This is a genomic window from Nocardiopsis coralliicola, assembly GCF_054779695.1.
The window spans coordinates 32,405-59,022 of the sequence record NZ_BAAGXT010000011.1 but is presented as its reverse complement, the minus strand read 5'-3'; the positions used below and the strand labels follow the sequence as shown (position 1 = coordinate 59,022).

The window sequence follows — 26,618 nt, the reverse complement described above, 5'->3', positions numbered from 1 at the left end:
CTTTTCGGGGTCCCTTCGCGGGCCTAGGCGTACCATCCCGATGCGGGGTGGCCGGACCGGGAAGCTCCGGCTGTAGCGGGCCGGGCGGCCATGTGGCGGCGATGGGCGTTCGAGCGGTACGGAGGTCCTGGTTGGCCGCAGCGCCCGGTGACCCCTCCGCATCGAGAGGCAGGCATGACGCGCATCGAGTTCAGCGGTTCCGGGGTCGTGCGGGAAGCCGGTGAATGGACGCCGACTGTCCACCGCCTCCTGCGCCACCTGCGGTCAGAGGGGCTTCCGGTGCCCGAGCCTCGGGGGATCGAGGGTGGGCGGGAGGTAGTCGGCTTCATCGCCGGTGACGTGGGCAACTATCCGCTCTCGGCCGCGGTGCGGTCGGAGCGGGCCCTGGTGAGCTCGGCGGCGCTGCTGCGGCGGCTCCACGACGCCGGTCAGGGTTTCGAGCACCGCCCGGACGACGTTTGGATGCTGCCGGCCAGGCCCCCTGAGGAGACGGTGTGCCACGGTGACTTCGCGCCCTACAACTGCGTCTTCCGCGGCGAAGAGGCCGTCGGGATCATCGACTTCGACACCGCACACCCCGCGCCGCGCACCTGGGACATCGCCTATGCGCTGTACCGGTTCGCTCCGCTCGCCGCCCCGGAGCACCCCGACGGGTTCGGCACGGTGGATTCCCAGGTGGACAGGGCCCGGACGTTCTGCGACTCCTACGGGCTGGCCGCCGAAGACCGCGAAGCACTTCCCGAGCTGGTCTGCGAGCGCTTGCGGGGCCTCGTCGACCTCATGCATACCCGGGCCGGAGCGGGTGACGAGAAGTTCGCGAAGGACATCGCCGACGGCCACGCCGACCTGTACCTGCGCGACGTCGAATACGTGCGGACCAAAGCCGAGACCATCCGCGAGGGGCTGAAGCCGCGCTAGCGCCTGCGGCAGCGGGCCGGTCCGGCGGGTCCGCCGCTGCTGCCTTCTTCCCGGCCCAGTGATGGCGGAGGACTGGGAAGCCGAGGTAGGAAGCGCCGGCACAGGGCAAAAATGCTGCCGGCGAAGCCGTCCTTTCTTGTCGTGCTCTCGGGAGGCGTCCCCGCGGCCGGGGCGGGGGAGGGGGCCGGAGCCTGGCCCCCCGACGCCAGGGCGGGTGAAAGGGTGTGATTCAGGGCATGCCAGTATTGGCAGATAGTCGGACGTCCGAAGAAGTAGTCGGACGACCGATGGATCTGGGCTACTGAGCGACGGGGACGACATGGCCGTTGAGCGCATCCTGCCGACCGACGAGGCGACCGAGCTGCTCGGTCTGGTCCGCGACCTCGCGGAGAAAGAGGTGGCGCCGCGCGCCGCCGAAGGCGAGGAGCGCGGCGAGTTTCCGAGCGGCCTCTTCCGCACCCTCGGCGCTGCCGGGCTACTCGGGCTGCCGTACTCCTCTGAGCACGGCGGCGGCGACCAGCCCTACGAGGTCTACCTGCAGGTCGTCGAAGAGCTCGCCGGAGCCTGGCTCGCGGTCGGCCTCGGGCTCAGCGTCCACACCCTGGCCTGCTTCCCCCTCGCCGAGTACGGCACGCCGGCCCAGCGCGACGAGCACCTGCCCGCGCTCCTCGGCGGCGACCTCCTCGGCTCCTACTGCCTGTCGGAAGCGCACTCCGGGTCCGACGCGGCCGCCCTGTCCACCCGCGCCGAGCCCACGGGTGCCGGCTACCGCGTCACCGGCGCCAAATCCTGGATCACCCACGCCGGAGTCTCCGACTTCGCCGCCCTCTTCGCCCGGACCGGCGCCCCCGACTCCGGGGCCCGCGGGATCAGCTGCTTCCACCTGCCCACCGGCCTGCCCGGAATCGCCGCCGACGCCCCCGAGCGCAAGATGGGCATGAACGCCTCGCCCACCGCCGTCCTCCGCTTCGACGGCGCCGAGATCCCCGCCGGGGCCCGCATCGGCGAGGAGGGCCAGGGCTTCCCCATCGCGCTCGCCGCCCTCGACTCCGGCCGCCTCGGCATCGCCGCCTGCGCCGTGGGCCTTGCCCAGGCCGCCCTCGACCTCGCCGTCGACTACGCCCGCGACCGCCGCCAGTTCGGCCGCCCCATCGCCGAGTTCCAGGGCCTGTCCTTCCTCCTCGCAGACATGGCCACCCAGGTCGAGGCCGCCCGCGAGCTCTACCTCGCCGCGGCCCGCCGCCGCGACGCCGGCCGCGCCTTCAGCCGCCAGGCCGCCATGGCCAAGCTCTTCGCCACCGACGCCGCCATGAAGACCACCGTCGACGCCGTCCAGGTCCTCGGCGGCATGGGCTACACCCGCGACCTGCCCGCCGAGCGCTACCTCCGCGAAGCCAAGGTCCTCCAGATCGTCGAGGGCACCAACCAGATCCAGCGGATGGTCATCGGCCGCCACCTCACCCAGGGCCGCTAGCCGCGCTCCTTGGTCCGCACCCGCGTCACCGGCACGGCCGGCGCCGCGGGTGCCGCCGTTTCTGGCCGATCCCGGACGGGTCAATTTCGGATGGTTTGCCCGATTGGTAACTCATTCGTAACGGCGTTCGGACGTGCCCTGGGCGCCCGCAACAAAGGTTGATACGACGGAGGCAGCGCCCGCCGGACCGGGCCCCGCTGCGCATTCGGACCGGCACGGGCGCCCGGACTTCTTCGACATCGGCACCGGCGACGGCGCCGCCGGTTGGGAACGCGAGGGACGCGATGGCTGAGACCCCCACGGACAGGCGGAGGGCGCGGCTGCGCCGCGGCGCAGCCCTGGCAGCGGCGGGCCTGCTGGCCGCCGCCGGCTGCGCACCGGGCGGCGGCGAAGGCCCGCCCGGCGGCGGCGACCTGGACGGCGTCCAGCTCAAGGTCGCCGGCAAATGGACCGGCGTGGAGCAGGAGAACTTCGAAGAGGTCCTCGCCGCCTTCGAAGAGGAGACCGGAGCCACCATCGCCTACGAGCCCACCGGCGAGGACACCGGCGCCTACCTCGGCCCCAAGATCGAGGCCGGCGAGCCGCCGGACGTCGCCATGCTGCCCCAGCCCGGCCTGCTCGCCGAATACGCCGAGCAGGGCGCCCTCTACCCCCTCGAAGGGGAGGCGGCCGCAACCCTGGAGTCGGACTACACCGACTACTGGCGCGACCTCGGCTCGGTCGACGGCGAGGCCTACGGCTTCCTGATGAAGGCCGCGCACAAATCCATCATCTGGTACCGGCCGGACGCCTTCGACGCCGCCGGCGTTCAGCCCCCGCGGACCTGGGACGACCTGGTCGAGACGACCGCCCCCACGCTCTCCGACTCCGGCGCGACCCCGTTCGCCATGTGCGGCGCCTCCGGTTGGACGCTCACCGACTGGTTCGAGAACGCCTACCTCTCGCACGCCGGACCGGACGCCTACGACGCCCTCGTCGCCCACGAGACGCCGTGGACCGACGACACCGTCGTCGCCACCCTGGAATCCCTCGCCGAGGTGTGGGGCGAAGCCGGCTTCATGAACGGCGGCACCGACGGCGCCGTCCAGACCGACTTCCCCACCTGCGTCACCCAGGTCTACGGCCAGGACGACGCCGCCATGGTCTTCGAGGCCGACTTCGTGGCCGCCAACGCCACCGAGGCCGGCGCCACCGTCGGCGAAGACGCCCTCGCCTTCCCGTTCCCCTCGGTCGGCGACAAGGCGCCGGTCGTGGTCGGCGGCGACCTCGCCGTGGCCATGAGCGAGAACCAGGGCACCCAGGAGCTGCTCGCCTACCTCGCCTCCGCCGAGGCGCAGACCGCCTGGGCCGGGCTGGGCGGCTACCTGTCGGCCAACTCCAACGTGGAGCCCGACGCCTACGCCGACGAGTTCACCCAGGACCTCGGCCAGACCGTGCTGGACGCCGGCGACTCCGTCCGCTACGACCTCTCCGACCAGGTGCCCAGCGAGTTCGGCGCCACTGAGGGCCGCGGCATGTGGTCGATCCTGCAGGACTTCCTGCGCGACCCGGGCGACCCCGAGGCCACCGCTCAGGAGCTGGAGGACGCCGCAGCCGGCGCGGAGTAGGCGCAGCGCCCGGAACAGCCAGGGGAGTAGCGGCCGGTCCGGCGCCAGCACCGCCGGACCGGCCGCACCCTGCCCCTGCGCGCCGCGCGGCACAGGCACACGGAAGCAGGGCACGACAGAGAGGACGGCGATGGCCGACACCGCACCGCGGCCCGCCCCACCGGGCCGGGCAGATCCCCCCGCGGCGCGCGCCCGGCGCCTGGGGCCCCCGCGGGGACTCGCATGGCTGTTCCTGCTGCCCGCGCTGCTGTTCCTCGGCGCCTACATGGTCTATCCGATCCTGTTCTCGGTGTACCGGAGCCTGTGGGACGCGGCCGGCACCCAGTTCGTCGGGCTCGACAACTACGCCCGCATGTTCACCACCCCCGGTACGTTCACCGCGCTGCGGAACAACCTCGTCTGGGTCGTGGTCGCACCCACCCTGGTCACCGTCGCCGGCCTGATCTTCGCCGTCCTCACCGAGCGCATCCGCTGGTCCACGGCGTTCAAGCTGGTCGTGTTCATGCCGATGGCCGTCTCCTTCCTCGCCTCCGGCGTGATCTTCCGCCTCGTCTACGAGCAGGACCCCGAGCGCGGCATCGCCAACGCGGTCATCACCACCGTCCAGGACACCGTCAGCCCGGCCGGCCTCTACCCCGACGCCCGCCCGCGCAGCGAGGGCGACGGCCACGGCGACCTCAACCCGGTTCCCGGCGGCGGCATGTCGTCCGGGATGCAGTTCGAGCCGGGCGACACCGCGCAGCTCGGCCTGGTCGGCGTCGCGCCCGACGACCTCCCGGCCGGCGCCGGGCAGGCCGCCGAGGCCCAGCCTGCCGACGGCGCGCTCACCGGTACGGTCTGGCTCGACTTCACCCCCGGAGGCGGCGGCACCGACGGCGCGGTCGATCCCGGCGAGAGCGGCCTGCCCGGCGTCCTGGTGGAGCTCATCCCCGAAGACGGCGGCGACCCGGTGGCCACCACCGAGACCGCCGCCGACGGCACGTTCGCCTTCGAGGACGGCCTGGACGACGCGCACGGCGCCTACTCCATCCAGCTCTCCGAGCGGAACTTCACGCCGCCCTACGCGGGCGTGACCTGGCTCGGACCCGGCCTGGTCACCCCCGCCATCATCGGCGCCTACCTGTGGGTGTGGGCGGGCTTCGCGATGGTCCTCATCGCCGCCGGCCTGGCCGCCATCCCGCGCGACGCGCTGGAGGCCGCCCGCGTCGACGGCGCCACCGAATGGCAGGTGTTCCGGAAGGTGACCGTGCCGCTGCTGTCGCCGGTGCTGATGGTCGTCTTCGTGACCCTGATGATCTACGTCCTCAAGATCTTCGACCTGGTCTACGTGATCGCGCCCGGGTCGGTGCAGGCCGACGCCAACGTCCTCGCCGTGGAGATGTGGCGGGTGGCGTTCGGCGTCAACGACCAGGGGCTGGGCAGTGCACTCGCGGTGTTCCTGCTGCTGCTGGTCGTGCCCGCGATGGTCTTCCAGATCCGACGGTTCCGCCGGGAGAACGTATGAGCTCCGCACCGCCGCCCGCCGCAGCCGGCCGCCCCGCCCCGGACGGCGCGCCCTCCCCGAACGGCACGGACGCTCCGGCCTCCGGCGCGGCACGCCGGCCGGTCGGCCGCATCGCGGCGCGGCTGGGATCGGGCGTGTTCCAGTTCCTGCTGGTGCTGGTGGCGCTGTTCTGGCTGATGCCGACGCTGGGCCTGTTCGTGTCCAGCCTGCGCACGCCCGCCGACAACGCCGAATCGGGCTGGTGGACGGCGCTGCTGCGGCCCGCTGAGCTGACCCTGGAGAACTACGCCGGCCTGCTCGCCAACGACGGCTTCACCGCCTCCTTCACCAACACCATCCTCATCACGGTGCCCTCGACGCTGCTCATCGTGGTGGTCGGCGCGCTGGCCGCCTACGCCTTCGCCTGGCTGGAGTTCCCCGGCCGCGACTGGCTCTTCCTCGGCGTGGTCGGCCTGCTCGTGGTGCCCCTGCAGATCGCCCTGGTGCCCATCGCCCAGCTCTACGGCGGCCTCGGCATCTACGGCTCGATCGCCGGCGTCGTGCTGTTCCACGTCGGATTCGGCCTGCCGTTCGCGATCTTCCTACTGCGCAACTTCTTCGCCGCCATCCCGCGCGACCTGCTGGAGGCGGCCCGGATGGACGGCGGCCGCGAGTTCACCATCTTCCGCCGCGTCATCCTTCCGCTGGGCGGACCCGCGATCGCGTCGCTGGCGATCTTCCAGTTCCTGTGGGTGTGGAACGACCTGCTCGTGGCACTGGTCTTCGCCGACGCCGAGAACCAGCCGATGACCAAGGCCCTGCAGGCCGAGATGCGCCAGTTCGGCGCGAACATCGACGTCATCTCCTCCGGCGCGTTCCTGTCCATGCTGGTGCCGCTCGTCGTGTTCTTCGCGTTCCAGCGCTACTTCGTGCAGGGCGTGATGGCCGGCGCGGTGAAGTAGGCGCGGCCCGCCGCAGGCGCGTGCGGCCCCGCCGGGAGCCGGCGGGGCCGCAGTGCAGCCGGCGCTGCGTCAGCCGTTGGCGGGGTGGCCGATGGCCAGGCCGCTCTCCGGGTCGAAGTAGTGCAGCTGGGTGACGTCCACCCCGAGCCGCACCGGGTGGCCGGGCGTGACCTCGCTGCGCGGGTTGACCCGTGCCGTGAACACCGACTTGTCGCCGGCCAGCGGCAGCGACGCGCTCGCCGCGTCCTCGCCGTCATCGGCCGCGTCCGCGGCCAGTGCGGCGGCCTCCTCGTGCCGGACCGGCGGGGCGTCCACACTGAAGATCACGTTGATCTCGGTGCCCAGCTCCTCGGTGACGTCCGCGGTGACCTCGATGGAGGCGCCGCCGTTCGAGGAGAGGGCCGCGTCGTCGAAGTCGGACGGCCGGATGCCCAGGATCAGCGAGCGGCCGATGTAGTCGGACAGCCCGGTGCGCTCCTGCAGGACCTCCTCCGGCACCGGCAGCGTGTGGTCGGCGAACGCCAGTTCGGCGCCCTTGCCGTCGCTGCCGCGCTTCAGCTCGGCGGAGACGAAGTTCATCGCCGGGGAGCCGATGAAGCCGGCCACGAACAGGTTGACCGGGTTGCGGAACAGGTTCTTGGGCGTGTCCACCTGCTGCAGGCGGCCGTCGCGCAGCACGGCGACCCGGTCGCCCAGCGTCATCGCCTCGATCTGGTCGTGGGTGACGTAGACGGTGGTGACGCCCAGCCGCTCGTGCAGCTGGTTGAGCGAGGCGCGCATCTGCACGCGGAGCTTGGCGTCCAGGTTGGACAGCGGTTCGTCCATGAGGAACGCCTGGGGCTCGCGCACGATGGCGCGGCCCATCGCGACGCGCTGGCGCTGGCCGCCGGAGAGCGCGGCCGGCTTGCGCTTGAGGTAGCCCTCCAGGCCCAGCATCGCCGCGGCCTCCTTCACCCGCTTCTCGATCTCGGGCTTGGCGATCTTGCGCAGCTTCAGGCCGAAGGCGAGGTTCTGCTCGACCGTCATGTGCGGGTAGAGCGCGTAGTTCTGGAACACCATGGCGATGTCGCGGTCCTTCGGCGGCCGGTCGTTGACGACCTCCTCGCCGATGAACAGCTTGCCGTCGGTGATCTCCTCCAGACCCGCGATCATCCGCAGCGCCGTCGACTTGCCGCAGCCCGACGGGCCGACCAGCACCATGAACTCGCCGTCGCCGATCTCCAGGTCCAGCTCGTCGACGGCCTTCACGCCGCCCGAATAGACCTTGTCCACGCCACTCAGGACGATCTTCGCCATGCGCCTGCGCTCCTCTGCATCCGGTCGACCGAAGGCGGGAAACCGGTTCGTGATCGGTCCCCGATCAACTGCGATCGTCGTTTCGATCACATCGAACAACAGCGGGCGCGCCCTGTCGACCGACCCGCAGGTTGCGATCCGGTCTCGGTCTGCGGGGCGCTCCCGGCCGCCGCGCGCAGACCCCCGGCGACACGGGGATTCGCCTGCAGCGGGCCTCGCGCGCGCAAGTGGCGCCCGCTTCGGCCAGTGCGTTAGCCTGTCGGCGGTTATCCGGAACCGGACCGGCGGACCCCGCCGGCCCGCCCGCGCAGGCCCGCGAGGAGCAGTGCTTCCGAACGGAGCCGACACACACCGCCGGTGGTTGCGGCACACGGCCGGGAGTCTGGGTAATCTAACGAACCAGTCCAGCACTGGACGGACCGGTCGAGCGGTCCGGACCTTGCTCCGTCGGCTGCCGCACCACGCACCAGGTGCAGGCGGGGGCGGCGGTAAGGGCCGGGGTTCCGCGGCCGGGCGGGGGGTTGGACCCGGAAAAGGCCCGAACATCCAGTAGACAACGGTCTCCGCGCTCGCCGCCGACGAGACGGATCCGGTCCGAAGGGTGCTTCGGGCCTTTTCCGCGTCCCCCCAATAATCAGGAGCCGCACGTGGTAGCGCAGCAGGCCCGGGCCGCGTCGGATGGCGCCGGCGGCGATACGCCCCGGCGCGATCGACAGGCGGTGCCGGCGGGGGCACGCCGAGGGCCCCTCGGCGGCATCGGCGCGTGGATCCCGGGTGCGCTGCCGCGGGCGGTCGCCGCAGTGGCAGCGGGCCTCGCCCAGCTGCTCGCCCTGCCCCCGTACGGCCTGTGGTGGCTGGGCCCGCTGTCCGCTGCGCTGCTCACCGCCGCCGTACTCGGCGTCCGGCTCCGCCGCGCCGCCTGGCTCGGCCTCCTCTCCGGCGCGGCCCTCATGGTGCCGCTGATCCAGTGGCAGCAGGTTTTCGGCCCCGACGTGTGGCTCGCTATCGCCGCCGCCGAAACCGTCTACTTCCTCCCCATGGCGATGGGCATCGCGCTGGCCGCGCGCCTGCCCGGCTGGCCGGTGTGGACCGCGGCCCTATGGGTCCTGCAGGAGGCCGTGCGTGCCCGCTTCCCGCTCGGCGGGTTCCCGTGGGGCAAGCTCGCCTTCGCCCAGCCCGACACCGCCTTCACCGGCTACGCCGCGCTCGGCTCCTCGGCCCTGGTCACCTTCGCGGTCGCCCTCACCGGCACCCTGCTGCTCGCTGCGGCCCTCCGGCTCGCCCCGCGGCGGAGCGGGCGCCGGGGCGGCCGCGGGCGGACCCGGGCTGCTGCGGCGGCGCTCACCGCGGCCGCGGTCGCCGTGCCCGCGTTCGGCGCCGCCGCGCCGCGGATCTCCGCCCCCGTGCCCGAGCACACCGCCACCGTCGCGTTCGTCCAGGGCAACGTTCCGGGCGTGGGCCAGATGAACATCCTCGGCGAGCGCATGCAGGTGCTGCGCAACCACGTCGACGGCGTCCACGCGCTCGCCGACGCCGTCCGCGCCGGCGAGGAGCCCCGGCCCGACCTCGTCGTGCTGCCGGAGAACGCCAGCGACATCGACGCCTACGCCGAGCCCGAGGCGGGCGAGCTCATCACCGACGCCGCCCGCGACATCGGGGCGCCGCTGCTGATCGGCGTCTCCCGGCTCAGCCCGGACGGCACCGAGCGCGAGGTCCGCAGCGTCGTCTGGGACGACGAGGGCCCCGGCGAGCACTACACCAAGCGCTACCTGGTGCCGTTCGGCGAGTACGTGCCCTACCGCGACGTGCTCACCCGCTACATCTCGCGGCTGGAGCAGGTCAGCGCCGACGCGGTGCCCGGCACCGAACCCGGCGCCCTCACCCTGGGCGGCACCACGCTGGCGACCGCCATCTGCTTCGACGTCGCCTTCGACGCGCCGGTGCGCGAATCGGTCGCCGCCGGCGGCCAGATCCTGGCGGTGCCCACCAACAACGCCAACTACAACTTCACCGGCCAGTCCGACCAGCAGCTCGCCATCACCCAGCTGCGCGCCGTCGAACACGGCCGGCCCGCCGTCGTCTCCTCCACCAGCGGCGTCAGCGCCTTCGTCGCGCCGGACGGCACGGCCACCTACACCTCGCCGGAGGCCGTGCCCGACGCCGCCACCGCCGAGCTGCCCGCCATGGAGGGGCTGACCGTCGCCACCCGCCTGGGCGCGGTGCCGGAGGCGGCCCTGAGCGCGGTGGCGGCCGCCGCGGTCCTCGCCGCCGCTGTCGCCGCCCGGCGGGCGCGCACCAGCGCCGCCGCGTCCGGGAGCAGCGCAGGAGCAGCTGCGGACGGAGCCGCCGGGGAAGCCGGGCCGGGCCCCGCCGGCGGGGAGGACGGCGCTGCTGCGGAGGGGCCGGGCACCGGAAGCGGCGGGAGCTGAGTTCCGGGCGCCCGGAGCGGCTGCGCCCCTGCGGCCCCGCCGGCGGCCGGCCGGGGCGCACCGTGCCCGGGAGGGAACGTCTCCCGGGGTCTGCGCGTTGCCCTAGGGGAAGACCTCCGATGCAGAACCGGAGTCCCGAGGGAAGGTTCCCATGCCGCTGCTGATCGTGTTGGCGCTGATGGCGCTCCCCTTCGCCGAGATCGGTCTGATGATCGCCATCGGCGGGTGGATCGGCGTGCCCTGGACCATCGCCCTGCTGTTCGCCGTGAGCGCATCCGGTGTGCTCGTGCTGCGCCGCGCCGGCACCAAGACCTTCCGCGACGCCGACGCCGCCATGCGCACCGGCACGCCGCCCCAGGGCAGTCTGCTCGACACGCTGATGATGCTGGTCGGCGGCGTCCTGATGGCGATCCCCGGCTTCATCACCGGCGCCGTGGGCGCCGTCCTGGCGCTGCCGTTCACCCGGCCGCTGCTGCGCTGGGCCTTCGTGGCCATGGCCGAGCGGCGGATGCGCCGGATGGGTGCCACCGTCTACGGCACGGTCCCGCCCGGAGCGGGCGGCCCGGGCTTCGGCGGCGGCGCCGGTCCCGGTTCGGCCGGCCCCGGCTCGGCCGGCCCCAGCGGCCCCGCGGGCGGCCAGGGCAGCGGCTCCGGCTCCGACGCAGGCGAGCGCCCCGGCCGCGGCAAGGTCATCCAGGGCAAGGTCATCCCGCCGCAGGGCGGCTCCGCGGCCTGACGCCGGCCGGGCGCCGTTCAGCGGCCGGAGCCCCGGCAGGCAGTGTGACGCAGCCGGGCGGGTGCGCAGGAGGCCCGCGGGGCGCCAGCGGTTAGGCTGAACCCGTGAGCTACGACGCGGGCCTGAACTACCTGATGGACATGGACGGGGTCCTGGTGCGCGAGGAGCACCTGATCCCCGGGGCGGACACGTTCGTCTCCGAGCTGCGCGAGAGCGGCATCCCCTTCATGGTCCTCACCAACAACTCGATCTACACCCAGCGGGACCTGCGCGCGCGGCTGCTGCGCACCGGGCTCGACATCCCCGAGGAGTCCATCTGGACCTCGGCGCTGGCCACCGCCCGCTTCCTCGAAGAGCAGCGGCCCGGCGGCTCGGCGTTCGTGGTCGGCGAGTCCGGCCTGACCACTGCGCTGCACAACAGCGGCTACGTCCTCACCGACCGCGACCCGGACTACGTCGTGCTCGGCGAGACGCGCACCTACAGCTTCGAGGCGATCACCCGCGCCATCCGGCTGGTCGAGGGCGGCGCCCGGTTCATCGCCACCAACCCCGACGAGAAGGGCCCCAGCCGCGAGGGCTCGCTGCCGGCCACCGGCGCGATCGCCGCGCTCATCGAGCGGGCCACCGGCCGGGCCCCGTACTACGTCGGCAAGCCCAACCCGCTGATGATGCGCTCCGCGCTGCGGGCCATCGGCGCCCATTCCGAGAACACGGTGATGATCGGCGACCGGATGGACACCGACGTCCGCTCCGGCCTGGAAGCGGGCCTGCGCACCATCCTGGTGCTGTCCGGTATCTCCAACCGGGACACCGCCGACCTCTTCCCCTACCGCCCCACCCAGGTCGCCGGCTCCATCGCCGACCTCGTCGGCCGCACCGCCGACCCTTTCACCGACGACGACTGACCGCGGCCCGGTCGGTGCCCGCCACGGTCCGATCCGGACACTGCCGCAGCGGCCGGCGGTCCGGCTGGACCGGAGGGCCGGCCGCCCAGGGACTGCGCGGGAGCTCGGCCCCTTCGCGACGCGGTCCGGGGCCTCCGCCGGCGGTGGGGAGCCGGCCGCCTGGACCCGGATGCGCGCTGGCGCGCCGCGGCAGGGAAACGCAGGGCGGCGTGTCCGCTCATGACACGGCGAAGGGCGGCGGCCGACTGGCCGTCGCCCTTCGCCGTGCCCGGACCGCTACCCGCGGATCAGGCGGTCTGGCGCTGCTCCGCCATCGCTTCCATGTGCTCGCGCTCCTCCCGGCGGCGGCTGCGCAGCAGCTCCAGCCGCTCGGCGAGGACCTCTTCGAGCTCGTCCATGCTGCGCCGCTCCAGGAGCATGTCCCAGTGGGTACGGGCCGGCTTGCCCTTCTTCTCCTGGGGCTCATGGCCGTTCACCATCAGCGCGGTGTCCCCGCAGAACCGGCACTCCCAGTTGGCCGGGATCTCGGCTTCGGTCGCGAAAGTGACGGAGAAGCGATGGCCCCGAGGGCAGTCGTAGGTGACCTCCTGGCGCGGTGCCAGATCGGTGTTGCGGTCGTTCTCGTAGCTCGTGGCTCCGAGCCGGGTGCCGCGAAGTGCTCGCTCGGCCATCGTCTGCATGCCTCCAGGCGCTCTAGCGGTCTCCGTGTGCGTGTAACGTGCCGGTCCGTGTCAGGATTCCCCGCACCCTGCCGCTCCAACCGTGCAATACTTGACGGTCAGAGCCGTGTGCGGATCGCCCCTCAGGGCCGTTCCGCCGCCCGGCAGAGCGGTGGACGCCCCGCCCGGGCACTCTCGCCTGCTCTCCGCTGAACCGGCGCCGCACTCTCCCCGAACCAGGTGTAACGCCCGCGGGTACTCCCTGGATTCCCGCCACGCCCGATCCAGGGCAAAGAGTCCGCAGCTGATGCGCGCCACCGAGCGCCCGGCGGCCGCCCGGCCGGTGGGCTCGGGTGGCCGCCGGATCCCTGCCTCAGCCGGGGCGGGGTTGCGGTCGGCAGCACCTTCCACGGCGGCTACTTCTGCGGCTCCAGGATGACGACCGGGATCTCCCGCGAGGTCTTCTGGACGTACTCGTCGTACTGCGGCCACGTCGCCACGAGGGACGGCCAGAGGCGCTGCTTCTCCTCCGGGGTCGCAGTGCGCGCCTTCGCGGGAAAGCGCTCGTCCTTGACCTGCACCTCCACCCGGGGGTCGGCGGAGAGGTTCTTGTACCAGAGCGGGTCGTCGTCCGCGCCGCCCTTGGAGGCGACGATGGCGTAGTCGCTGCCCGCCGTCCGGTAGATCAGCGGCGTACTGCGGGGCTCACCGGAGCGGCGGCCGGTCGTCGTCAGGATCAGCACGGTGGTGCCGTTCCAGTCGTGGCCCTCGGCCCCGTCGGTCTCCCGGTAGCGCTGGACGTGCTCTTTCCCGAACAGCATGCGTTCCCCTCATCCGTGCGTGCGTGCGTGCGTGCGTGCGTGCGTCCGCGGTCCGCGGGCGGAGCTATCGCTCCCTGCTCCGGTACCCGCCCACACCCCAGAGCCACACGCGCCGCTTCCGTATTCCGCCGACGCTGGCCCGAACGGGCGGTGCGCAGACCCGGTCGCGGCGGGCTGGGGCGCGTCGGGTGGGTGGCGCGCAGCAGGACGGTTGTCCGCCCGACACGCCCTAGACGCGCTCCGGCACCTCGTTGCCGACATCGCGGATGCCCTTGCGCAGGTCGGTCTTCCACAGCAGGAAGCCGCCGAGGACGAAGAACACGATGAGGGACAGGATCGCCACCCGGTAGCCGCCGGTCAGCGACACCGCGACGGTCACCGCGAGCGAGCCGAGGAACGTCGAGCCCTTGTCGCTGATCTGGTAGAGCGCGAAGTACTCGGCCTCCCGGCCCGCCGGGATGAGCAGCGAGTACAGCGCCCGGGCGAGCGCCTGCGCACCGCCCAGCACCAGCGCCAGGCCCGCGCCCAGCGCCATGAACAGCGCCGGCTCGCCTGCGGGCAGCACATAGGCGCAGCCGATGAGCAGGCACCACACCACCAGCGTGCACAGCACGGCGTTCTTCGGACCGATCCGGCGGGCCAGCGCCCCGACCGCCAGGGCACCGCCGAACGCGACGAACTGGATCATCAGGATCGTGCCCATCATGATCTCCTGCGACAGGCCCAGGTCCTGGGTGGCGAACGGCGCCGCGTAGCGCACTGCGGCCTGGATGCCGTCGTTGAACAGGATGAACGCCGCAAGGAAGAGCAGGGTCTGGGGGTGGTGGCGCATGCCCTTTACGGTGCGCGCGAACTGCGTGACGCTGCCGATCGGGGTGGGCCGCCGCGCCTTCGCGGCGAGCGCGCCGACCCGGTTGCGCAGCGGCTTGACGGCCAGCACCGTGAACCCGGCCCACCACACGCCGGCGGAGGCGAACGCGATGCGTACCGCCTCGCCCTGGCTCAGCCCGAGGTTCGGCGCCGCCACCACCAGCGCCAGGTGCGCGGCGAGCATGATCGCGCCGCCGAGGTAGGAGACGGCCCATCCGGTGCTGGAGACGCGGTCGCGCTCGTCCGCGGTGGCGATCTCCGGCAGGAACGAGTTGTAGACGGCGATCGAGGCGCCGTAGACCACGTTGGCGAACAGGAACAGCGCCGAAGCGAGCAGGTAGCTGTCGCCGGCCAGGTAGAGCGCGCTGACCGAGACCGAGCCCAGCATCGCCAGGGTGAACAGCCACCCCTTCTTGTTGCGCGACTGGTCGGCGAGCGTGCCCACGACGGGAAGCGTGAGGATCTGCAGCAGGATCGCGACCGTGGTGACGGCCGGGTACAGCGCGTTGGCGTGTAGTTCGAAGCCGAGCGGCGCCACGTAATAGGGCCCGCCGGTGCACTCGGCGGCATCGGCCGCGCCGGCCGCGTCGCAGGCGAGTCCGCTCAGGTAGGGGCCGATGAGGACCGAGACCACCGAGGTCGTGAAGACCATGTTGGCCCAGTCGTACAGGTACCAGCCGCGCTGCTCCCGCCTGCGCTGCGCGGGGTCGGGGGAGGGCGCGCGGGGGTCGCGGAAGCGGAGGTCATGGGGGCGGTCCGTCCTTGGCGGGGTCGGGGGCGGGGTCGGGGCGGGGGAGCAGCCGGTCAGCGGGCGCGGGCCGCCGGCGGGTGGGTCGGCCAGGCGCCGCGGGCGGCGAGCACACCGCGAAGTCCGGCCGTGTTGTCGGTGACGATGCCGTCCACTCCGGCGTCGAGCAGGCGCTCCATCACGCCGGTGTCGTTCACCGTCCACACGTGCACCTGCATGCCGAACCGGTGCGCGGTGGCGATCAGGTCGCGGCTGAGGATCGGGAAGCCGTTCATCGCCACCGGGATCTGCACGCAGTCCACGCCGCGCCGCACCAGCGGGAGGAGGAGCGGCACCAGCGAGGCGAACCGGAGCCGGGCCACGTCGTGCGGGCCGCAGGAGGTGGCGGCAGGCATCCCGCGCCGGCCCAGCAAGCGGCGGACCCGGTCCAGCCTGCGCTGGTCGAAGGAGCCGATGCAGACCCGGTCCCAGGCGCCGGTGCGCGCCAGGACGTCGGCCAGCGGCTCGGCGGCGGCGTCGTCCTTCACGTCGATGTTGAACCGCGCCTCGGGCCAGGAGCCGAGGAGTTCGTCCAGCCGCGGTACCGGCTCGGTGCCGCCGACCCGCGCCCGCCGCACCGCCGCGTAGGGCAGGTCGGCGATCGCGCCGGGCGTTCCGGTGGCCCGGTCCAGGGTGGGGTCGTGGAAGGCCATGAGCACGCCGTCGCGGGTGGCGTGCACATCGGTCTCCAGATAGCGGTAGCCGAGGTCGACGGCGTGCTGGAATGCGGCCGCGGTGTTCTCCAGCGCGCCGCGCGCAGCGCCGCCGGGGCCGTCGGTCCACCCGCCGCGGTGGGCCAGGGCGATGGGTGTCGGGGAGTCCAGATACCGGTGCGTCACCCCTGCAGTATGCCGCGCCGCGCAGCGCGTGCAGGGGCCCCGGCGCTTCCCCGGCACGACGTTGCCCCGCTGTTGCGCGTCCGTCGGTGCGCAGGTGTGCTGCTGTTCGGTCCGCTGCGCCGCCGTGCGGGGAATCCGGGCGGGGCTGCCGGCGGTGGCCGGCTCCGGCAGCGGGGCGCCCGCAGGGGGCGCGGAGCGGCCCGGGGAGACGGGGCCGGGGACTCGGGCGCCCCGGCCGCGAGCGGGGGTGCGGCCGGGGCGCGGGCAGAGTCAGCTGGTGAGCAGGTCCTTGACCGTCCGGCCGCCCTGGACGACCAGCACGATCCGGTCAGGGTCGGCGGGCAGGGCGATGTCGGCGAGCGGGTCGCCGTCGCAGACGACAAGGTCGGCCGCCTTGCCGGCCTCCAGGGTGCCGAGCCGGTCGGCAGCGCCGAGCAGTTCCGCGGCGTTGCGGGTACCGGCGGTGATGGCCTCCATCGGCGACATGCCCACCGCCACCATGTGCCGCAGCTCCGAAAGGTTGGCGCCGTGCGGTGAGATGCCGGCGTCAGTGCCCAGCGCCACCTTCACGCCGCGGCGCACCGCCTCGGAGATGCGCTCGAAGGTGCGGTCGGCCAGCGCGCGCTTGGTCGCCACGGCCTTGGCCGACATGAGGTGGATGCGGTCCTCGAAGTCGAACGTGGACAGCGTCGGCACCAGTACCGTGCCGCGCTCCAGCATCAGGTCGATGCCCTCGTCGTCGACGAGGTAGCCGTGCTCGATGCTGGCGGCGCCGCCGCGCACCGCGTTGCGGATCCCGGCCGCGCCCTGGGCGTGCGCGGCGATCGGGCGGCCGCCGTGCCGGGCGGCCTCTTCGGCGATCGCCGCGATCTCGGCGGTGGTGAGCCCCTCGTCGTCGGGGGTGTCGGAGGGGCTGGACACGCCGCCGGTGGCGCACACCTTGATGACGTCGGCCCCGTCCCGCATGAGGCGGCGGGCGGCGACCCGGGCCTCCTGCTCGGAGTCGGCGATCTCGGTCATCCCGTGCATGCCGCACTGGTGCAGGTCGACACCGCTGGGCCGGGTGAAGTCGGCGTGGCCGCCGGTGTGGCTCATCAGCCGCAGCGCGAGCCGCATGCGCGGGCCGGCCGCCAGCCCGCGCTCCTGGGCGGCGCGGAATCCGGCGTCGATGCCGCCGAGGTCGCGGACGCTGGTGACGCCGGCCTCCAGGGTGCGGCGCATCCGGTCGCCGGTCTCGAAGGCGTGCAGGCTGCGCTGCAGGTCGATGTTGTTGTCGGCCAGCCTGCTGCTGTCCTCGAAGCCGAAGTGGACGTGCACGTCGAAGAAGCCGGGCAGTACCGCGCGGCCGCCCAGGTCGGCCACCGTGTCGCCGGGTTGCGCGGGCGGGGCGCCCGCGGCGGGCCCGGCGTAGGCGATGGTCCCGTCCTCGACGGCGACCACGGCGTCGGCGACGGGGGCGGCGCCGGTGCCGTCGATCAGGGTCGCGTTGCGGTACAGGGTCCGGTGGCCGGTCATGCGTCCTCCAGGGAGCGGTCGGGACGGAAAAAAGGGGGGCGCCTGGTGCGCCGGTGCTGCGGGGCCGGGGGGCGGGGGGCAGCGCCGCCCGGCCCGGGACCAGCGCGGCCCCGGGCCGGAAGCCTCAGATGCGCGCGTTCATCCCCGGGCCGATCGGGATCCCGCCGAAGAAGAACACGGCGAGCACGATGACCCAGAGCACGAGGAATACCAGAGTGAACGGCAGGCAGCGCGCGATGACGGTGCCGATGCCGGCCTTGGGCTCGTAGGCCCGCAGGAAGCCCAGCATGATCACCAGGTAGGGGCTGAGCGGCGAGAGCACGTTGGACACCGAGTCGCCGATGCGGAACGCGGCCTGGACGAACCCGGGCTCGTAGCCCAGCAGCGCGAACATGGGGACGAACACCGCGGCGAGCAGCGCCCACATCGCCGATCCGGAGATGATGAACAGGTTCACGCAGAACGCCAGCAGGATGAAGCAGAGGATGGCCGGGAAGCCGGTGAACCCGGTGGCCTCCAGGCCTTCGGCGCCGGCGATCGCGATCCAGCTGGAGATGCCGGTCCAGTTGAACAGCTCCAGGAACTGCGCCATCACGAACGCCAGGACGATGAACGTCGACATGTCCTTGACCGTCTGCGCCATCACCGTGGCCAGGTCGGAGCCTCTGCGGATCACCTTGGTGACGACGCCGTAGGTGATTCCGGGGACCGCCAGCACCATGAACACGATGAACACGACCGAGTCGAGCAGCGGCGACTCGGGCAGGAAGTTGCCGTCGGGGTTGCGCAGCGGCGCCCCCGCGGGCAGGCACAGTGCCAGCACACCGGCCGCGGTGACCAGCAGCGCCAGGCCGGCCCAGCGCAGGCCGGTCCGCTCGGCGGGGCTGAGCTCGGCGCTCAGCGCGGCACCGGTGTCGGCCGGGGCGGGATCGCCCTCGTCGCGGATCTCGTCGCGGCGGACACCGCGGCGCAGGATCGACGGCTCGAGGACCCTGTCGATGATGAAGCCGCCCGCGACGCTGAGGATCAGCGCGATGACCAGGGTGATGTAGTAGTTCGACACCGGGCTGACGTGCGTGCCCAGATCGACGGCGGAGGCGGCCTGGTTGGTGATGCCGGACAGCAGCGCGTCGGTGCTGGTGATGAACGGAGAGCAGCTGAACGCCGCCGTGGCGGAGGCGTAGGCCCCCAGCAGGCCGGCCACCGGGTGGCGGCCCGCGGCCTTGAACACCATCGCGGCCAGCGGCGGGATGACCACCATCGCCGCGTCGCTCATGATCGATCCGGCCACCGCCACGAACGAGGCGACGTAGGGCAGCAGCCAGCGCGGCGCCCCGCCGAACGCGCGGCGCACCAGCGCCGTCAGCAGGCCGGTGCGCTGCGCAAGGCCCACACCGAGCAGCACCGTCAGCACCACGCCCAGCGGCGGGAAGCCCACGAAGTTGGTGACCAGCGTCGTGGTCAGCCAGGTGATGCCCTCGGCGGTGAAGAAGCTCCGGATCTCCTGCGGGCCGTCTGCGCTGCCGGGGATCTCATAGGTGGCCCCGTTGGCCGCCATGATCGAGGAGATCACCGCGACCACCGCGAAGAGGATGAGGAACAGGACGAACGGGTCGGGGATCTTGTTGCCGACGCGCTCGATCGCGTCGAGGGTGCGCGCGATGGCTCCGGGGCGCTGGGCGTCCGGCTCGCGCTCGGCCCGCCTCGGGCTGGGCGTGCTCATGGGTCACCTCACGAGGGGTGGGGGCGGGGATGGGGTCCTGGGTGCGCCCGGCGGGCTCCGCCGCTGGGCGGAGCCCGCCGGGCGCGCGTCCTAGGCCGCCGCGGCGGCCGTGTCCTTGCGGACCACGCCGTCCTTGAGGACGGCGGTGATCGCGGCCGGATCACCGGGGATCGCGATGTCGGCCAGGGGGTCGCCGGCGCAGACGACGACGTCGGCGCGCTTGCCGGTCTCGAGCGTGCCGACCTCGCTGTCGGTGCCCAGGAGCTCGGCGGCGTTGCGGGTGCCCGCCTGGATGGCCCCCATCGGGGACATCCCGTGCTCGACCAGCAGCGCGAGCTCGCGCAGGTTGCGGCCGTGCGGGGCGATGCCGGAGTCGGTGCCCATGGCGACCTTGACGCCGGCGGCGATCGCGGCGGAGATGTTCTCGCTGAGGCTCTCCTGCAGCTTGAGCTTCTTCGCCACCGCGTAGGGGGTGGATGTGGCGGGGTCGGGCCGGGTGGTCGCCGTCGCCAGTGTCGGGACCAGGAAGCCGCCCTGCGCGCCGAGCCGGTCGATGCCCTCGGCGTCGATCTCGTAGCCGTGCTCGATGCTGGTCACTCCGGCCGCGAGGGCGTTGCGGATGCTGCGGGCGCTCTGCGCGTGGGCCGCGACCGGAACGTCGTGCGAGGCCGCCTCGCGGACCACCGCGGTCATCTCCGCGACGTTGAGGCCGTCGTGCCAGGGGGTGTCCCGCGGGCTCCACACGCCGCCGCTGGCCATCACTTTGATGACGCCGGCGCCCATCCGCATCGCCTCGCGGGTGTTGCGCAGCGCCTCGTCGACGCCGTCGGTGAGCATCGATATGCCGCCGTTGGGCCCGAGCACCGTGCCGGAGTCGAAGCCGCAGCAGGTGCGGAAGTCGCCGTGCCCGCCGGTCGGGCCCAGTGCCCGGTAGGCGATGGTCAGCCGCGGGCCGTCGACGATGCCCTCGTCGACGGCCCGCTGCGTCGCCATGTCCAGGCCGGCCAGGTCGCGGGCGCTGGTCACGCCCGCCTCCAGGGTCCGGCGCAGGATCGGGATCGCCGCGTAGTAGCCGTAGTGCGGCGGCTGGTCGAGCATGTGGCCGGGGTTCATGCCGTTGGCGGGCATGGTCATGTGCACGTGGGTGTCGATGAAGCCGGGCAGGACCGTGGCGCCGGCCGCGTCGACCACCCGGTGCGCTCCGGTGACCTCTGGTGCCTCGGCGTCCGGGCCCATCCAGTCGATGCGGCCGCCGTGCGCGATCAGCGTCCAGCCGGGGCGCGGTGCGGCCCCGGTGCCGTCCACGACGGTTCCGCTGCGGACCACCACGGTCATGCCTTCCGACGCCATCGTGCGCCTGCCCTTCTCGACGGGTGTGCAGGGTGCCGCTCCGGGGAGCGCGGTGCGCCGCGTTCCACCAGTCGGACGTCCGGTCCGCGGATCCCGAAACACGCTGGAAACATGCAGATCAGGGCCTGTATTCGGCCTTGCGGAAACCTACGGCCGCGCCGCAGTAGACTCTCGAAATTGCCGGAAACGGGAGTGAGGGCAGGGATTGATGCAGGAATCGGGCACCGCCGGGGAACTCGACCTGTCACTGATCAACGCCCTGCAGCTGGCGCCGCGCGCTCCCTGGTCGGAGCTCGCGCCGATCCTCGACGTCGACGCCACGACGCTGGCCCGGCACTGGCGGCGCTTGGAGGCGGACGGCCTGGCGCGCATCACGCTGTTCCCCCGGGCGCAGACGATGGCCCAGCACAACATGGCCTATGTCGAGCTCACCTGCCGGAACGGGACAGTGGAGCAGGTCGCCTCGCAGCTGTCCGCCGGCTCCGCCACGCTGAGCATCCAGTTCACCGCCGGATCGCACCAGCTGCTGCTGACGGTGGCGCCCCGGCGCGGACTGGCCGACTACCTGCTCAACTGGATCGGGACCTTCCCCGACATCCTCAGCTACCGCGTGCACACCGTCACCCACCTGTTCTCCGAGGCCGACCAGTGGCAGGTGCGCGCCCTGTCCGCGGAGCAGCGGCGGCGGCTGTGCGCGCTCGCGCCCCCGGCTCCCGAGGAGGCCTCCGGCACCCGGCTGACCGGTCTCGACCGGCGCATCGTGGAGCTGCTGTGCGTGGACGGGCGCGCCAGCTACGGGAAGATCGCCCAGCAGCTCGGGATCGCCCCGACCACCGCGGCGCGCCGGCTCAACCGGCTGCTGCGCGGCGGGATCGTGGGGCTGCGGTGCGATATCGCGCGCTCGGTCCTGGGCTGGCCGACCGGTGCGGTGCTGTGGGGGTCGATGGCGCCGCAGGAGCTGGCGCGCACCAGGGAGCTCGGCAAGCGCATCCCCGAACTGCGCCTGTGCAGCGGCATCGCCGGACCGGAGAACACCCACTTCATCGTCTGGCTGCGATCGGTCGCCGATCTGACCCGGGTGGAGCGCCGCCTCCAGGAGGAGCTGCCCGGCCTGGTCATCTCCGATCGCCGGATGGTCCTGCGCGTCTTCAAGCTCATGGGCGCCGTGATGGATCCGGATGAGCACTACACCGACGCCGTCCCCCTCCGCCTCGGCGTCCCCGCGGCGTGACGCGGCTGGGCGCCGGCCCGCTTCGCCGCGCCGAGCAGCCGTCCTAGGAGCGCCCGAAGTCGCCCTCGACGTGGGTGCAGGTCCAGTGCCCGCGGCGGGCGGCGAGCCGGAGCGCCAGGGCGCGGTGCCGCGGGCCGAGTGCGACCAGCGCGCCCGCCTCGGCGGCGGCCGTGCCGATCCCGAACACCCAGGTCTGCACCACGCGCGGCCGGTACTGCCCCCGGTAGGCGCCGACCCTGCGGGAGACCTCCCGGTAGGCGCGCGGGGCGAGCAGGCCGGCCAGATGGCGGGGGTCGCGCTCACCGGCCAGGACCTCGGCGGTCAGCTGCACCAGCCGGGTGAGCTCGGCCGGGTGCAGCGGGTGGCGCAGGCGTGCCCGCGGCGCGCGGCGCCCCAGCGGGCGGACGGGGTCGGGCGCGGTGCGCCTCGGGGGCCTGCGGTGCCGTGCGGTGTCCATCGGCGGCTCCACTGGGGGACGGCGTAGCTCCGGAACGCGGCGCACGGAGGCGCTCCCGGCGGGGACGGTCACCCGGCATTCCGGGTGGGCGGGCGGAATCGGTGCGAGACCGGTCTCCGGGCACCGAGGCACGCGTATTGTCGCCGGAAGCACAGATATTACTCTCCGTGCCGTTATAGTGACTATGTGTTGCCACATCGTTTCTCCGCGTCGCACGGCGACGGCCTGCGCTCCGACGGTTGCGGCGAGCAGCAGGAAACGCGGATCTTCCGCAACGACTGGACCGCGATGGAACCGCCCGAGCCCGGGTCCTGGACGCCCGAGCTCTCGGTCAGCGTGGTGGTCGCCGCGGTCGAGGGCGGCCGCGCCGACCTGACGCTCGCCGCGCTGTCCGTGCAGACCTATCCGGCGCACCTGCTCGACGTCGTCGTGGTCGCGGGGCCCGGCGCGGCGCCGGAGAGCGCTGCGCCGCGGCGGCTGCGCGTGGTGCGGACCGGCGCCGGAACGGATCCCGCGGGGGCCCGCGCCCTCGGAGCGCGGCGCAGCCGCGGCGACGTCGTCTGCTGGCTGGACGCCGGCATGCTCGTCGACCCGTTCTTCGTGGAGATGCTCGCACGGTGGCACCACCTCCACCCCGAATGCGTCACGGTCGCCGACCTGCTCACCGCCCGCAGCGCGCCGGAGGACTCCGAGGACGCCGCGCTGCTCGCGATGTCGGGCGCGATGGCCGACGAACTCGGCGCGGAAGGGGCGTGTGCGCACCGCGATGCGCTGCTGGAGAGCACCGGCGACCTGGCGCTCGCCGGCGAGTCCGGGCACGCCGCGTTCTGCGCCTCGGCCGCTGCCGTCCGCCGCCACCTGTACGAGGCGGTGGAGGATCCCGACGGCCGCGGACTGCCCGACCTCGGCCGCCGGCTGTGGCATGCCGGCGGCATCTTCGTGCCCGACCGGGACGCGCCCGCCTGGTTCTCGCCCGGCACGGCCCCGGATCCCCTGGACGGCCCGGACGGCGCAGCCGGGTCGGACGGCCCGGACGGCGCGCCGCTCATCCGCGCCGTCGTCGACATCGACGGCGCCCCCTACGACCTCGTGCGCGCCTGCGTCGACCGGCTCCTCGACAGCGGCAACGGCGACTTCGAAGCGGTCCTGGTCGCCGACTGGGACCGGCCCGGGAACGGCGGCCAGGGGCCCCTCGAACTCCGGCTGCTGCAGGCCGCCTACCTCTCCGATCCGCGGGTGCGGTTCGAGGACCGGGCGCCGCGCACCGGATTCCCGTCGCCGTTCCTGCTGCAGCTGCCGGTGGCCTGGGGGCTGGCCGGCGACACCCTGGACGTGCTGGCCGAGCGGGCCCGGCGCTCCCGGGCCGGGGTGGTGGAGCTGGTGCCGGAGTCGGCGCCCACCTGCGGCGCGGGCGTCCGGCTGTGGCGCACCCGCGCGCTGCTGCGCGCGCTGCGGGTGCGCCGGCGCGGCGAGACGCTCGCCGAGGCAGTGGCCGAAGTGCACGGCCGCTACCGGATCCGGGCCGGCGACGGGGCACTCACCGACCTCACCGAGCCCGCGGCGCGGCTCTACCGTTCAGACGGGCTCCGCTCCGGCCGCCGGCCTGCGTCTGCCGGTTCACCGGGCAGCGCAGCACCGGCGGAGGAGAGCGCGGAAGGGCCGCGCGCGCACAGCGCACCGGTGGACGGCGCCGATCCCGGCGCGCCGCAGCCGGAGCCGGAGCCGGGCGGAGCAGACGGCGGAAGCACGGAGCGGCCCTTCGGGGCCGCGGTCTTCGGGGGAGTCGGCGCCGCGGGCCGCCGTGCGGCCCGGGCGGCCGCTGCCGCACCCGGCCGCCTCGCCGCGCGGGCCAGGCGGCTGCGTTCGGCCGGAGCTGCGCTGCGGGGCCGTGCCCGGCGCAGGGGTGCCCGCGGTGGCGGCGATGGCGGCGAGGAGCCGGAAGCGGCGGTGCCGCTGCCCGGCGATGGAGCGCCGCCGGTCCCCGCCGGACGCGCGGATGGCGGTGCAGAGGAGGGCGCAACGCCGGAATCCAGCGGTTCGAGCGTGCCGGGCGGCCCGCTGCCGGTGGCCGTCCCGGACTAGGGCCCGGCAGCAGCGGAGCGGAGCACGGGCGGGCCGGCAGCCGCACGGTCGGCCGCTGGGGGAAGACAGCGGCCGAGGGGAGAGTGGTGAGCCGGCCCGCCCGGCAGGGGTGACACTCTGCCATACCCGTCCTACCCCTGGTGAGTGAACGGGCAAACGCTGCAGCCCGGCGCCGGGATGAACCCCGCGCCGCCACAGAAACTGCTCTGACCAGTGCTGATCCGGTCCGGCAGCCGCGGCAGGAACGCCCGTCCAATGCGGCCGCCCAACGGCCCGGAACCCTGCCCCGGCCCAACTGAGGCCGCACAGCCGGAGGCTCCCGGTGCCGGGGTGCGCACGGGGACGCGGCCGCTGCATGCGGCGCGCGCGGGCGCGGGGCATCGGGGCAGGGACGAGTGCGCGGCGCCCGCGGGCTGACGGGTGCTGCCTGCCGGCGGAGGAGGGTGCGCCGGCGGTCCGTCCGGCAGGGGAGGGGCGCCCGCGCGGCGGGCCGGCGGGATACCTTCCGCGACTGGCACGGGAGGAAGCCCCGGTACCGCGCGGTGCGGGAGGCCCGGTGCCGTGAGCCAGGGGGCGCTGGGCTGGCCTGCGGGGCCCGCCCTGCCGGGGCCGGCGGGCCAGATCAGGAGCCGGAAGCGGCGATCTGGTCGACCGTCTCCTGCAGGCCCTCCCGGATGTCCTCGGGAAGCGGGGCGGAGCCCGTCTCCTCCGACGCGGCCTCCTGGCCCTCGGGGCTGATCAGGTAGGACAGGAAGTCGGCGACGCGCTGGCCCTCGGCCGCGTCGCCGTACTCCAGGCAGGCAACCTGGTAGCTGACCAGGACAACCGGGTAGACGCCGGCCTCCTCGGTGGCGTAGTCGAGCTCGAGCGCGTGGTCGTAGCGCCCGTTGCCCTCGCGCTCCGGCGAGGCGGAGACGACAGCGGCCGCCGACTCCGGCTCCGGCGGCACGAACTCGCCGCCGACGCCGACGTTGACCGCCGACATGTCGCCCACGTGCGACGCCTCGACGTAGCCGATCGTCCCGTTGCCGCCCTTGACCGCCTCGGCGATGCCGCTGTTGCCCTGCGCGGCCTCCACCGGCGGGATCGGCCAGGAGCCCTCGCCCTCCTCCGGCCACGCGTCGGGTGCCGCGGCGTTCAGGTAGGCGGTGAAGTTCTCGGTGGTGCCCGACTCGTCCGAGCGCGACACCGGGGTGACCCGCTCGTCGGGCAGGTCGGCCTCGGGGTTGTCGGCCGCGATCGCCGGGTCGTTCCACCGGGTGATCTCGCCGCGGAAGATGCCGGCGATCACCTCCGGGCTCAGGTTGAGCTCGTCGACACCCTCCAGGTTGAACACGACGGCGATCGGCACCACATAGGCGGGGATGTTCACCGCCTCCGAGCCGCACCGCTCGACCGCGTCGTCGGCCTCGTCGGCGTCCAGCGGCGCATCCGAGCCGGCGAAGTCCACGGCCGCGTCCAGGAACTGGCTGCGGCCGCCGCCGGAGCCGATGGCGTCGTAGAAGACGAGGGCGTCGTCGCACGCCGTCTGGTAGCCCGCGATCCAGGTCATCATCGCGTTCTCCTGGGCGCTGGAGCCCGAGCCGGCCAGGCTGCCGCCGAAGCAGGCCAGGTCGGCGGGGACCGGGACCTGGTCGCTGCCGCGGACGGCGTTGTCGCTGCCGCACCCCGCGGTCAGGGCGACGACGCCGGCGAGGGCCGCCGCGGAGAGCGAGCGGGATGTGGACGCGCGCATGCTGAGTGGATCTCCCTGTCCGACACCGGATACACGGCGCCGGTGAACAGGCGCCGCACATGAAACTAACAACCGGCACACACTGCCCAGAACGCTGACACCCGCACAGCAGCCGCGCGGCCCCTCAGGCGGAGCGCCGTTCGGCGATGCGGGCCAGCACCGCGCGCAGCCCCAGCTCATAGCCGAGGATGCCGCAGCCGGAGATGGAGCCCTCCATCACGGGCGCGGTGACCGACGTGTGCCGGAACTCCTCGCGCGCGTAGATGTTGGAGATGTGGACCTCGACACAGGGCGTGTCCACGGCGTCCACCGCGTCCCGCAGCGCGATGCTGTAGTGCGCGAACGCGCCCGGGTTGATGACGATGCCGTCCAGGTCCCGCGCCCGGTGCACGTGGTCGACGATGACGCCCTCGTGGTTGCTCTGCGCGCACTCCGCGTCCGCACCCAGCTCGTCGGCCAGGGCGGTGAAGCGCCGCTCGATGTCGGCGAGCGCGGTGGTGCCGTAGTGCCCGGGATCGCGGTGGCCCAGCAGATTGAGGTTGGGCCCGTTCAGCAGCAGCACGGAAGGGCGGGCGGCGGCGGGAGCGTGGGTCACGGCAGGGCGCCTTCCCAGGTCGGACCCGCACCGGAGCGGGTCGGCGGTTCGGATGCCGCCAGCTTAGGGCGTCGGGCCGCCCCGGCCGCGTGCGGGGCGAGTGCTTCCACCGGCGGTTTTCCCCGGGCGGGTTGTCCACAGGCC

At 73.5% G+C, this 26,618-nt stretch carries 21 protein-coding genes; 10 read left to right on the top strand and 11 right to left on the bottom strand.

Annotated features, from left to right (window positions below; all coding sequences use genetic code 11):
* The first annotated feature begins 174 nt into the window (after positions 1-174).
* The 5 genes from ACYVGT_RS10710 to ACYVGT_RS10690 all read left to right on the top strand — a co-directional run bounded on the left by ACYVGT_RS10710 (position 175) and on the right by ACYVGT_RS10690 (position 6,444).
* The gene (locus ACYVGT_RS10710; protein WP_460856621.1) at positions 175-918 is read left to right on the top strand and encodes a phosphotransferase enzyme family protein; all 744 of its coding nucleotides are present in this window, start codon (positions 175-177) and stop codon (positions 916-918) included.
* Positions 919-1,237: 319 nt separating this feature from the next.
* The gene (locus ACYVGT_RS10705; protein WP_460856619.1) at positions 1,238-2,392 is read left to right on the top strand and encodes an acyl-CoA dehydrogenase family protein; all 1,155 of its coding nucleotides are present in this window, start codon (positions 1,238-1,240) and stop codon (positions 2,390-2,392) included.
* A gap of 284 nt (positions 2,393-2,676) precedes the next feature.
* On the top strand, positions 2,677-3,999 hold the full coding sequence (locus ACYVGT_RS10700) for an ABC transporter substrate-binding protein (protein WP_460856616.1): 1,323 nt from the start codon (positions 2,677-2,679) through the stop codon (positions 3,997-3,999).
* A gap of 130 nt (positions 4,000-4,129) precedes the next feature.
* Positions 4,130-5,503, top strand: coding sequence for an ABC transporter permease (locus tag ACYVGT_RS10695; RefSeq protein WP_460856614.1), 1,374 nt, complete (start codon positions 4,130-4,132; stop codon positions 5,501-5,503).
* Entirely contained in the window at positions 5,500-6,444 is a 945-nt protein-coding gene (locus ACYVGT_RS10690; protein WP_460856612.1) for a carbohydrate ABC transporter permease, read from the top strand. Before ACYVGT_RS10695 ends, ACYVGT_RS10690 begins: the two co-directional genes overlap by 4 nt.
* A 69-nt stretch (positions 6,445-6,513) precedes the next feature.
* Here the strand turns inward: ACYVGT_RS10690 and ACYVGT_RS10685 are convergent, their stop codons facing one another.
* Positions 6,514-7,740, bottom strand: coding sequence for an ABC transporter ATP-binding protein (locus tag ACYVGT_RS10685; protein ID WP_460856610.1), 1,227 nt, complete (start codon positions 7,738-7,740; stop codon positions 6,514-6,516).
* A gap of 647 nt (positions 7,741-8,387) precedes the next feature.
* Between ACYVGT_RS10685 and lnt the strand changes: the two genes are divergently transcribed.
* The 3 genes from lnt to ACYVGT_RS10670 all read left to right on the top strand — a co-directional run bounded on the left by lnt (position 8,388) and on the right by ACYVGT_RS10670 (position 11,810).
* Positions 8,388-10,169 (top strand): apolipoprotein N-acyltransferase, encoded by a 1,782-nt coding sequence (lnt, locus tag ACYVGT_RS10680; RefSeq protein WP_460856608.1) that lies wholly within the window; start codon positions 8,388-8,390, stop codon positions 10,167-10,169.
* A 151-nt stretch (positions 10,170-10,320) separates the two neighbouring features.
* The gene (locus ACYVGT_RS10675; protein WP_460856606.1) at positions 10,321-10,905 is read left to right on the top strand and encodes an FxsA family protein; all 585 of its coding nucleotides are present in this window, start codon (positions 10,321-10,323) and stop codon (positions 10,903-10,905) included.
* A gap of 134 nt (positions 10,906-11,039) precedes the next feature.
* Positions 11,040-11,810 (top strand): HAD-IIA family hydrolase, encoded by a 771-nt coding sequence (locus ACYVGT_RS10670; RefSeq protein WP_460856839.1) that lies wholly within the window; start codon positions 11,040-11,042, stop codon positions 11,808-11,810.
* Between the two features lie 287 nt (positions 11,811-12,097).
* Here ACYVGT_RS10670 and ACYVGT_RS10665 read toward each other — a convergent pair whose 3' ends face one another.
* The 7 genes from ACYVGT_RS10665 to ACYVGT_RS10635 all read right to left on the bottom strand — a co-directional run bounded on the left by ACYVGT_RS10665 (position 12,098) and on the right by ACYVGT_RS10635 (position 20,374).
* Positions 12,098-12,481, bottom strand: coding sequence for an RNA polymerase-binding protein RbpA (locus tag ACYVGT_RS10665; protein ID WP_460856604.1), 384 nt, complete (start codon positions 12,479-12,481; stop codon positions 12,098-12,100).
* 404 nt (positions 12,482-12,885) lie between these two features.
* Positions 12,886-13,290 (bottom strand): nitroreductase family deazaflavin-dependent oxidoreductase, encoded by a 405-nt coding sequence (locus ACYVGT_RS10660; RefSeq protein WP_460856602.1) that lies wholly within the window; start codon positions 13,288-13,290, stop codon positions 12,886-12,888.
* A gap of 229 nt (positions 13,291-13,519) precedes the next feature.
* The gene (locus ACYVGT_RS10655) at positions 13,520-14,968 is read right to left on the bottom strand and encodes an MFS transporter (protein ID WP_460856837.1); all 1,449 of its coding nucleotides are present in this window, start codon (positions 14,966-14,968) and stop codon (positions 13,520-13,522) included.
* Complete coding sequence (locus ACYVGT_RS10650; RefSeq protein WP_460856600.1) at positions 14,965-15,786, bottom strand: glycerophosphodiester phosphodiesterase family protein; 822 nt, start codon at positions 15,784-15,786, stop codon at positions 14,965-14,967. Before ACYVGT_RS10650 ends, ACYVGT_RS10655 begins: the two co-directional genes overlap by 4 nt.
* 270 nt (positions 15,787-16,056) lie before the next feature.
* Positions 16,057-17,301, bottom strand: a complete 1,245-nt coding sequence (locus tag ACYVGT_RS10645) for a metal-dependent hydrolase family protein (protein WP_460856598.1) — start codon at positions 17,299-17,301, stop codon at positions 16,057-16,059.
* Between the two features lie 124 nt (positions 17,302-17,425).
* On the bottom strand, positions 17,426-19,024 hold the full coding sequence (locus ACYVGT_RS10640) for an AbgT family transporter (protein WP_460856596.1): 1,599 nt from the start codon (positions 19,022-19,024) through the stop codon (positions 17,426-17,428).
* Between the two features lie 90 nt (positions 19,025-19,114).
* Positions 19,115-20,374: a metal-dependent hydrolase family protein gene (locus tag ACYVGT_RS10635; protein ID WP_460856594.1), complete on the bottom strand. Its 1,260-nt coding sequence runs from the start codon at positions 20,372-20,374 to the stop codon at positions 19,115-19,117.
* 208 nt (positions 20,375-20,582) lie between these two features.
* Here ACYVGT_RS10635 and ACYVGT_RS10630 point away from each other — a divergent pair, with 208 nt between their 5' ends.
* Positions 20,583-21,605: an Lrp/AsnC family transcriptional regulator gene (locus tag ACYVGT_RS10630; RefSeq protein WP_460856592.1), complete on the top strand. Its 1,023-nt coding sequence runs from the start codon at positions 20,583-20,585 to the stop codon at positions 21,603-21,605.
* 43 nt (positions 21,606-21,648) lie between these two features.
* Here the strand turns inward: ACYVGT_RS10630 and ACYVGT_RS10625 are convergent, their stop codons facing one another.
* Positions 21,649-22,062: an Rv3235 family protein gene (locus ACYVGT_RS10625; protein WP_460856590.1), complete on the bottom strand. Its 414-nt coding sequence runs from the start codon at positions 22,060-22,062 to the stop codon at positions 21,649-21,651.
* 186 nt (positions 22,063-22,248) lie between these two features.
* Between ACYVGT_RS10625 and ACYVGT_RS10620 the strand changes: the two genes are divergently transcribed.
* Positions 22,249-24,144 (top strand): glycosyltransferase family 2 protein, encoded by a 1,896-nt coding sequence (locus ACYVGT_RS10620; RefSeq protein WP_460856588.1) that lies wholly within the window; start codon positions 22,249-22,251, stop codon positions 24,142-24,144.
* A 622-nt stretch (positions 24,145-24,766) separates the two neighbouring features.
* On the opposite strand, the gene pstS is transcribed toward ACYVGT_RS10620, so the two are convergent.
* Both pstS and aroQ read right to left on the bottom strand, forming a co-directional pair.
* Positions 24,767-25,879: a phosphate ABC transporter substrate-binding protein PstS gene (gene pstS / locus ACYVGT_RS10615; protein ID WP_460856586.1), complete on the bottom strand. Its 1,113-nt coding sequence runs from the start codon at positions 25,877-25,879 to the stop codon at positions 24,767-24,769.
* 124 nt (positions 25,880-26,003) lie between these two features.
* Entirely contained in the window at positions 26,004-26,474 is a 471-nt protein-coding gene (gene aroQ, locus ACYVGT_RS10610; protein ID WP_460856584.1) for a type II 3-dehydroquinate dehydratase, read from the bottom strand.
* Between the last annotated feature and the right edge of the window lie 144 nt (positions 26,475-26,618).